The organism is Streptomyces sp. NPDC002640 (assembly GCF_053592575.1).
The window spans coordinates 1-10,001 of record NZ_JBSFVZ010000048.1 but is presented as its reverse complement, the minus strand read 5'-3'; the positions used below and the strand labels follow the sequence as shown (position 1 = coordinate 10,001).

Below are 10,001 nucleotides of genomic sequence, written 5' to 3'. Positions count from 1 at the left end.
AACTTCGACGCCGCGTTCTTCGGCATCTCGCCGCGCGAGGCGCTGTCGATGGACCCGCAGCAGCGGCTCGTCCTGGAGACCTCCTGGGAGGCCCTCGAACGCGCCGGCATCCGCCCGGACTCGCTCGGTGGCAGCAACACCGGCGTCTACCTCGGCGCCATGACCTCCGACTACGGTCACCAGGGCCAGAACCTGAACGCCCTCGACGGCTACACCAGCACGGGCTATGCGACCAGCGTGGTCTCGGGCCGGGTGGCGTACAGCCTCGGGCTTCAGGGGCCGGCGATGACGGTCGACACGGCCTGCTCGTCCTCGCTGGTCGCGCTCCACCTCGCCGTGCAGGCGCTGCGCCAGGGTGAGTGCGACCTCGCGCTCGCCGGTGGCGTGACCGTCATGAACACACCGGCGCTGTTCGTGGAGTTCTCGCGGCTGAAGGGGATGGCGGCGGACGGGCGGTGCAAGTCGTTCTCGGCCGCGGCGGACGGTGCCGGCTGGGCCGAGGGCGTGGGTGTCCTCACGCTGAAGCGGCTGTCCGCCGCCGAGCGGGACGGCGACCGCGTCCTGGCCGTCATCCGGGGCTCCGCCGTGAACCAGGACGGCCGCAGCCAGGGCCTGACCGCCCCGAACGGGCCGTCGCAGCAGCGGGTCGTGCAGGCCGCGCTCGAAGCGGCCCGCCTCACCCCGGCCGACATCGACGCGATCGAGGCGCACGGCACCGGCACCTCCCTGGGTGACCCGATCGAGGCCGGTGCCCTGGCCGAGGTCTTCGGACCGGGACGCCCCGAGGACCGGCCGGTCTGGCTAGGCTCCTCCAAGTCCAACATCGGACACGCGCAGGCCGCCGCCGGAGTCGCGGGCGTGATGAAGATGGTCCTCGCCCTCCAGCACGGAACCCTTCCCAAGACCCTGTACGCCGCCGAACCGAGCCCGCACATCCAGTGGGACGGCAGCGGCCTCGCCCTGCTCGACGAGGCCCGCCCCTGGGAGCACGACACGGCACGTACCCGTCGCGCGGGTGTCTCCTCGTTCGGGCTGAGCGGGACGAACGCGCACGTGATCGTCGAGGAACCGCCGGTCCGGGAGGCCCCGGCTCCGGTCACCGAGGACGGCCAACCGCTGCCGGTGGTGGTGTCCGGCCAGGACGAGGCCGCGCTGCGGGAGCAGGCCGGCCGCTGGGCGGACTTCCTGTCCGAGCACCCGGAGGCCCCGGTCACGGATGTCGCCGTGACCGCGGCGCGTCACCGCACGCACTTCCCGTCGCGGGCGAGCGTCGTCGCCGCAGACTCCGCCGAACTGGTCACCGCCCTGCGGGCGTTGGCGGAGGGCGAGACGCACGACACCGTAGTGACCGGGCTCGCCGAACAACGCGGCAAGGTCGTCTTCGTCTACCCCGGCCAAGGCTCCCAGTGGGTCGGCATGGGCCGGGAACTGCTGGCGTCCAGCGAGGTGTTCCGCGAGACGGTCGAGGCCTGCGACGCGGCGCTGCTGCCGTTCACGGGCTGGTCGGTCCGCGACGTCCTGGCAGGTGTCGAGGACGGCCACCCCGGGTTCGACCGGGTCGACGTGGTCCAGCCCGCCCTCTTCGCCATGGGCATCGCCCTGTCCGCGCTCTGGCGTTCCCTCGGCGTCGAGCCCGCCGCGGTGGTCGGGCACTCCCAGGGCGAGGTCGTCGCCGCGGTCGTGGCCGGCGCCCTCACCCTGGAACAGGGCGCTCTCGTCGTCGCCCGCCGCTCCCAGGCCGTCCTCGCCTGCGCCGGCCAGGGCGGCATGGCCCTCGTCGAACGACCGGTCGCGGAGGTCGAGGAGTTCATCGCCCCGTTCGGCGACGCACTGTCCGTGGCCGCGGTGAACACACCCGGCTCGACCATCGTCTCCGGCCAGGCCGACGCCATCAGCCAGTTGGTGGATCAGCTGGGTGAGCAGGGTGTTTACGCCCGCAAGATCAACGTCGACTACGCCTCCCACAACGCCCAGATGGACCCCCTCCTGCCCGGGCTCTCGGAGCAGTTCACCGACCTCACCCCGCACACCGCGGAAGTCCCCCTCTACTCGACCGTCACCGGCGACATCGCCACCGGACCCGAACTGGACGGCGCCTACTGGTGCCGCAACCTGCGCCAGCCCGTCCGCTTCGACCGCGCCCTGGCCAAACTCCTCGACGACGGCCACACCGTGTTCGTCGAAATGTCGGCGCACCCGGTCCTCGCGATGCCGCTGACCGACGCCGGCGCCGAACGCGGCGGGATCGTGGTCGGCTCCCTCAGCCGCCACAACGGCGGACCCGAACAACTCCTCCGCAACCTCGGCCTCCTCCACGTCCAAGGCCACGACCTGGACTGGGACAAGGTCCTCGGAACCGCAGGCACCACCGGCGGCGCTGGTCTCGTCGCCCTCCCCACCTACGCCTTCCAGCGCGAGCACTACTGGCTCGACACCACCCTGCCGTCAGGCGACGCCGGATCGCTCGGGCTCGAGGCCTCCGCGCACCCCTGGATCGGCGCCGTCACCCCGCTCGCCGACGGTGAAGGCCACCTCCTCACCGGACGCCTCTCCCTGACGGACCAGCCCTGGCTGGGTGAGCACGCCGCCTTCGGCACCGTCCTCGTCCCCGGCACCGGCCTCCTCGAACTCGCCCTGACCGCCGGCCACCACGTCGGCGCCGAACGCGTCTCCGAGCTCACCCTGCTCGAACCCCTCGTCCTTCCCGAGGACGGGGCGGTTCGTCTGCAGGTCGTCGTCGGCGCGGCCAACAGCGCGGGCCAGCGCCCGATCACCCTCTACAGCCGCACCGAAGACGCCACCGACGACACCCCCTGGCGCACCCACGCCACCGGCGAACTCACCGAGACCACCACCAGCACCGACGGCTTCGAAGAGCTGACGCAGTGGCCGGTGCCAGGCACTGAAGCAGTCGATCTGGACGGCTTCTACGACGCCTTCGCCGCCCGCGGCCTCCACTACGGACCGGCCTTCCAGGGACTCACCGAACTCTGGCGCAAGGACAACACCGCCTACGGCCTCGTCCGCCTCCCCGAAGGCCTGAAGACCGACGGCTTCGGCATCCACCCCGCCCTCCTCGACACCGCCCTCCACACCCTCATCGGCGTCCGCAAGGAGGAAGGCGACGAGCGCCCCGTCTTCCTGCCGTTCGAGTGGAACGACGTCGAACTCCACGCCACCGCCGCCACCGAACTCCGCGTCCGCATCGAACTCGACGCCTCCGGCACCGCCGCCGGCGTCCTGGTGGCCGACCCGGTCGGACGGCCTGTCGCCCGGGCGGAGCGCCTGGTGATCAGGGAGGCGACCGCGGAGCAGATCCGTGCGGGCGAGCCCGTGGACCACCTCTACCATCTCGACTTCCGGAAGGCGCGCACCCTGCCCGAGGGCGCGGTTCCGGCCGTCGGCACCTGGGTCCTCGGCGACGGCGCCGGGGCGGCCGGCATCCTCGGGGCCGACGACGTGACCGATGTGGCCGCGCTGCTCGCCCGCCTCGACGACGGACAGCCGGCACCCGTCCGACTGGTCGTCGACGCGACGACAGGGGCCGCCGCACCGGCCGACGGCGACCAGGACGTGGCCGCCGCCGCGCTGGAGCTGGCCGCCTCCGCGCTGCTCACCCTGCAACGCCTGCTGGCGGAGCCCCGGCTGGACGGAACGGAGCTGGTGTGGATCACCCGCTCGGCCGTCGGCGTGGACGACGAGGTCCACGACCTGACACGTGCCCCGCTGTGGGGTCTGGTCCGTGCCGCGCGCAGCGAGCAGGCCGAGCGGACGATCCGCCTGGTGGACCTGAGTCACGACCCCGCCGACGACGAGCTGCTGCCGCACGCCCTCGCGCTGACGGACGAGCCGGAGCTCGTGCTCCGCGACGGTGAGCTGCGCACCGCACGCCTCGCCCGCACCACGCGTGCGGCGGAGCCCGGTGCCGGAGAGCCCGGGGTCGCCGCGTCCCTCGACCCCGAGGGCTCCGTCCTGATCACCGGCGGTACCGGCGAGCTGGGCCAAGTTCTGGCGCGGCACCTGGTGCGCCACCACGGTGTGCGCCACCTGGTGCTCACCTCGCGGCAGGGTCTCGACGCTCCGGGCGCGGCCGACCTGGTCGCCGACCTCACCGCCACCGGCGCCGAGAGCGTGCAGGTGGTGGCCTGCGACATCGGCCGCCGCGAGGACGTCTCGATGGCCCTGGCGACCGCGGACGCCGCACACCCCTGGACGGGTGTGTTCCATCTCGCCGCCGCCCTGGACGACGGCGTCCTGTCCGCCCAGACCGCCGAACGCCTGGCCACCGTCTGGGCGGCGAAGGCCGCCGGCGCGACCCACCTGGACGAGCTCACCCGCGAACTGGCACCCGGGCTCGCCGCGTTCGTCCTCTACTCCTCCGCCGCAGGCGTCCTCGGCGGCGCCGGACAGGCCAACTACGCCGCCGCCAACACCTACGTCGATGCCCTGGCCACCCGCCGCCGCGCCGACGGCCTCCCCGCCGTGAGCCTGTCCTGGGGCCTGTGGCAGCAGGCCGGCATCGGCCTCACCTCGGCACTCGGGCAGGCCGAACTGGCCCGTATGCGCCGCGGCGGCATCGGTGCGCTGAGCGCCCGGCAGGCACTGGCCGCGCTGGACGCCGCGCTGGACCTGCCGTACGCCCACCTCGTGCCCGTCAAGTTCGAGCTGACGTCCCTGCAGCTCGCCGCGGGCAACGGCGAGAACGTCCACGCACTGCTGCGGAACCTGTTGCGGGCCCCGCGCCGGCAGGCGGGCGAGGCCGCGGCGAACCCGTCCGGCCTGCGCGAGCAACTGCTGGCCCGCCCCGTGGCCGAGCGGCTGCCCTACCTGACCCAGCTGGTGCAGAGGGAGGCCGCCACGGTCCTCGGTGTGGCCGACGCCGACGGCGTCGGTGCCCAGCAGGTGCTCAAGGAACTCGGCATCGACTCCCTCATGGCCGTCGAACTGCGTCGGCGCCTGTCCGCCGCGAGCGGGCTCTCGCTGCCCTCGACCCTCGCCTTCGACCACCCCACACCCACCGCCATCGCCACCCTGCTCCTCACCAGGCTCGCCGTCGGCTCCGACAACGCGGCGGGCCCGGCCACGGGGCAGCGGGTGACGCGCCACCAGATCGACAGTCTCGTCGAACTCCTGCGTACGGCGACTCCGGCCCAGTTGGAGGAGCAGGGCCTCGCGGCCGGTCTCCTCGCCCTGCGGAACGGCCTCACGAAGATCACTCCCGCAGGCGACGCGCAACCCGAGCCGGAAGCCGAGATCGACACCGGCAGCACGGATGACCTTCTTCAGTTCCTGGATCGCAAGCTTGGAGTGAGCGAATGAGCGCGTCCGAAGTCGGGAAGATCGAGAAGCTCGAGGCCTACCTGCGGCGCACGGCGAGCGCGCTCCTCGAGACCGAGAACGCGCTCACCGCCGAACGCGCGGCACGCACCGAGCCGATCGCGATCGTGTCGATGGCGTGCCGGCTGCCGGGCGGGATCGACACGCCGGAGGCGTTCTGGGAGCTGCTGGCGGCGGGCGGTGACGCCGTGGGCGGGCTGCCGTCGCGTTGGGACGGGCTGAACCTGTTCGACGCGGATCCGGAGGCCGTGGGCAAGAGCTACGCCCGCGAGGGCGGGTTCCTGGCCGACATCGAGGGGTTCGACGCGGCGTTCTTCGGGATCTCGCCGCGTGAGGCGCTGTCGATGGACCCGCAGCAGCGGCTCGTCCTGGAGGCGTCCTGGGAGGCCCTGGAGCGCGCCGGCATCCGCCCGGACTCGCTGGTCGGCAGCAACACCGGCGTCTACCTCGGCACGATGAGCTCCGACTACGGCAACCAGCAGGGGTACGACCTCAACGCCCTCGACGGCTATGTGAGCACCGGCAACGCCAGCAGTGTGGTCTCCGGCCGGGTGGCGTACAGCCTCGGGCTTCAGGGGCCGGCGATGACGGTCGACACGGCGTGTTCGTCCTCGCTGGTCGCGCTCCACCTCGCCGTGCAGGCGCTGCGCCAGGGCGAGTGCGACCTTGCGCTCGCCGGTGGTGTGACCGTGATGGCCACACCGGCGCTGTTCGTGGAGTTCTCGCGGCTGAAGGGGATGGCGGCGGACGGGCGGTGCAAGTCGTTCTCGGCCGTGGCGGACGGTGCCGGCTGGGCCGAGGGTGTGGGTGTCCTGGCGCTGAAGCGGCTGTCGGCCGCGGAGCGGGACGGGGACCGAGTCCTGGCTGTCATCCGGGGCTCGGCGGTGAACCAGGACGGCCGCAGCCAGGGCCTGACCGCCCCGAACGGGCCGTCGCAGCAGCGTGTGGTGCAGGCCGCGCTCGAAGCGGCCCGCCTCACCCCGGCCGACATCGACGCGATCGAGGCGCACGGCACCGGCACGTCGCTGGGCGACCCGATCGAGGCCGGCGCCCTGGCCGAGGTCTTCGGACCGGGACGGCCGGAGGACCGGCCGGTGTGGCTGGGCTCGTCGAAGTCCAACATCGGACACGCGCAGGCCGCCGCGGGTGTGGTGGGGGTCATCAAGATGGTCCTCGCCCTCGAGCACGGAACGCTGCCGAAGACGCTGCACGCCGATCAGCCGAGCCCGCTCGTGGAGTGGAAGGACAGCGGGCTGGAGCTGCTGCAGGAGGCCCGGCCGTGGACGCAGGACGCGGAGCGCGTCCGCCGCGCGGGCGTTTCGTCGTTCGGACTCAGCGGCACCAACGCGCACGTGATCGTCGAGGAACCTCCGGTCCGGGAGCCCTCGGCTCCGGCCACCGGGGACGGCCGCCCACTGCCGGTGGTGCTCTCCGGCCAGGACGAGGCCGCCCTGCGCGGGCAGGCGGGCCGCTGGGCCGACTGGTTGTCCGCGCACCAGGACGTGCCCGTCGCCGACGTGGCCGTCACGGCCGCCCGTCACCGCACGCACCTGTCCGCTCGCGCTTCCGTGGCCGCGGCGGACACCACTGCCTTGATCGCCGCTCTGCGGGCGTTGGCGGAGGGCGAGGCGCACGACACCGTAGTGACCGGGCTCGCCGAACCGCGCGGCAAGGTCGTCTTCGTGTACCCGGGCCAGGGCTCCCAGTGGGTCGGCATGGGCCGGGAACTGCTGGCGTCCAGCGAGGTGTTCCGCGAGACGGTCGAGGCCTGCGACGCGGCGCTGCTGCCGTTCACGGGCTGGTCGGTCCGCGACGTCCTCGCGGGCGTCGAGGACGGCCACCCCGGTTTCGACCGGGTCGACGTGGTCCAGCCCGCCCTCTTCGCCATGGGCGTCGCCCTCTCCGCGCTCTGGCGTTCCCTCGGCGTCGAGCCGGCCGCGGTGGTCGGGCACTCCCAGGGCGAAGTCGTCGCCGCGGTCGTGGCCGGCGCCCTCACCCTGGAACAGGGCGCTCTCGTCGTCGCCCGCCGCTCCCAGGCCGTCCTCGCCTGCGCCGGCCAAGGCGGCATGGCCCTCGTCGAACGACCGGTCGCGGAGGTCGAGGAGTTCATCGCCCCGTTCGGCGACGCACTGTCCGTGGCCGCGGTGAACACCCCCGGCTCGACCATCGTCTCCGGCCAGGCCGACGCCATCAGCCAGCTGGTCGACCAGCTCGGAGAGCAGGGCGTCTACGCCCGCAAGATCAACGTCGACTACGCCTCCCACAACGCCCAGATGGACCCCCTCCTGCCCGGACTCTCCGAGCAGTTCACCGACCTCACCCCGCACACCGCGGAAGTCCCCCTTTACTCGACGGTCACGGGCGACATCGCCACCGGACCCGAGCTCGACGGCGCCTACTGGTGCCGCAACCTGCGCCAGCCCGTCCGCTTCGACCGCGCCCTGGCCAAGCTGCTCGACGACGGCCACACCGTGTTCATCGAGATGTCGGCCCATCCGGTCCTGGCGATGCCGCTGACCGACGCCGGCGCCGAACGCGGCGGGATCGTGGTCGGCTCCCTCAGCCGCCGCAACGGCGGACCCGAGCAGCTTCTGCGCAATCTTGGTCTCCTGCACGTCCAGGGCTACGACCTGGACTGGGACAAGGTCCTCGGCGACGCCAACGGCGCTGGTCTCGTGGCTTTGCCCACCTACGCCTTCCAACGCGAGCACTTCTGGATCGAGACGGCGAAGCCGTCCGGCGACGTCCGCACCGTCGGCCTGGAGGTGTCCGACCACCCGTGGCTCGGCGCCGCCCTCGGCCTCGCCGACGGTGAGGGACACCTCCTCACCGGGCGGCTGTCGATCGCGGACCAGCCCTGGCTCGGCGAGCACGCCGCCTTCGGCACCGTCCTCGTCCCCGGCACCGGCCTCCTCGAACTCGCCCTGACCGCCGGCCACCACGTCGGCGCCGAACGCGTCTCCGAGCTCACCCTGCTCGAACCCCTCGTGCTCCCCGAGGACGGGGCGGTTCGTCTGCAGGTCGTCGTCGGCGCGGCCAACAGCGAGGGCCAGCGTCCGATCACCCTCTACAGCCGCACCGAAGACGCCTCGGACGACACCCCCTGGCGCACCCACGCCACCGGCGAACTCAGCGAGACCACCACCAGCGCCGACGGCTTCGAAGAGCTGGCGCAGTGGCCGGTGCCGGGCACTGAAGCGGTCGATCTGGATGGCTTCTACGACGCCTTCGCCGCCCGCGGCCTCCACTACGGCCCCGCTTTCCAGGGCCTTACCGAACTCTGGCGCAAGGGCAACACCGCCTACGGCCTGGTCCGCCTCCCCGAAGGCCTGAAGACCGACGGCTTCGGCATCCACCCCGCCCTCCTCGACACCGCCCTCCACACCCTCATGGGCGCTCGACAGGAGGAGGGCGACGAGCGCCCGGTCTTCCTGCCGTTCGAGTGGAACGACGTCGAACTCCATGCCACCGCCGCCACCGAACTCCGCGTCCGCATCCAGCTCGATCCGGCCAGTGACGAGGACCTCTCCCTGACCGTGACGGACGGGGACGGGCAGCCGGTCCTGCACACTCGCAACCTGCGGATTCGGCGGGGAACCGCTGAGCAGGTGCGTGTGGGTGGGTCGGTGGAGCACGTCTACCGGGTGGAGTTCCGGCCAGTCCGCGCCGCCGACGCAGAACCCGAGCGGGACACGTGGGTGCTGGGCGGTGACGGGACACTGGCCCGTGCCCTGGACGCCCAGCCGGTCGCGGACCTCGACGACCTGACCGAGGCCCCCGAGCGGATCGTCGTCGACGCCACCACCCCCACCACCACCGACGCCCTCGCCGCCACCGCCGCCGCCTTGCAGACCACCCAGCAGTTGCTGGCCGACGACCGCCTCGAGAACACGGAACTCGTGTGGATCACCCGCGGCGCGGTCGACGCCGGGGACGGTGTCCAGGACCTCGCCCACGCCCCCCTCTGGGGCCTGATCCGCGCCGCACGGGCCGAACACCCCGACCGCACCATCCGGCTCATCGACATCGACACCCCCGACGACGCCGAAGCGGCACTGGCCACCACCGCGGAGCCCGAACTGGTCGTCCGCGACGGCGAGGTCCGCGCCGCCCGCCTCACCCCCCTCACCACCACCCCCGCCCAGGACGATCACGCACGCCTCGACCCCGACGGCACCGTCCTGATCACCGGCGGCACCGGCGAACTCGGCCGGGAGGTCGCCCGCCACCTCGTGACCCGGCACGGCATCCGCCACCTCGTCCTCACCTCCCGACGCGGCCCCGACGCCCCCGGCATCCCCGACCTGATCGACGACCTCACCACCACCGGCGCCGAAACCGTCCAGGTCGTCGCCTGCGACACCGCCGACCGCGATGCCCTCCGCGAGCTGCTCACCGACCCCGCCCACCCCTGGACCGGCGTCTTCCACCTCGCCGCCGTCCTCGACGACGGCGTCCTGGCCGCCCAGACCACCCAACGCCTCACCACCGTCTGGACCCCCAAAGCCACCGGCGCCACCCACCTCGACGAACTCACCCGCGAACTCGCCCCCAATCTGGCCGCGTTCGTCCTCTTCTCCTCCGCCGCAGGCGTCCTCGGCGGCGCCGGCCAGACCAACTACGCCGCCACCAACACCTACCTCGACGCCCTCGCCACCCGCCGC

2 protein-coding genes are annotated in these 10,001 nt (G+C 72.9%); both read left to right on the top strand.

Features of this window, described 5'->3' with window-relative positions; translation table 11 throughout:
• The coding region (locus tag ACWD3O_RS33840) for a type I polyketide synthase (protein WP_451418540.1) at positions 1 to 5,319 on the top strand (5,319 nt) is incomplete at its 5' end.
• Positions 5,316 to 10,001, top strand: a 4,686-nt coding sequence (locus tag ACWD3O_RS33835; RefSeq protein ID WP_451418539.1) for a type I polyketide synthase, incomplete at its 3' end; no start/stop codon positions are given. The genes ACWD3O_RS33840 and ACWD3O_RS33835, both read left to right, overlap by 4 nt.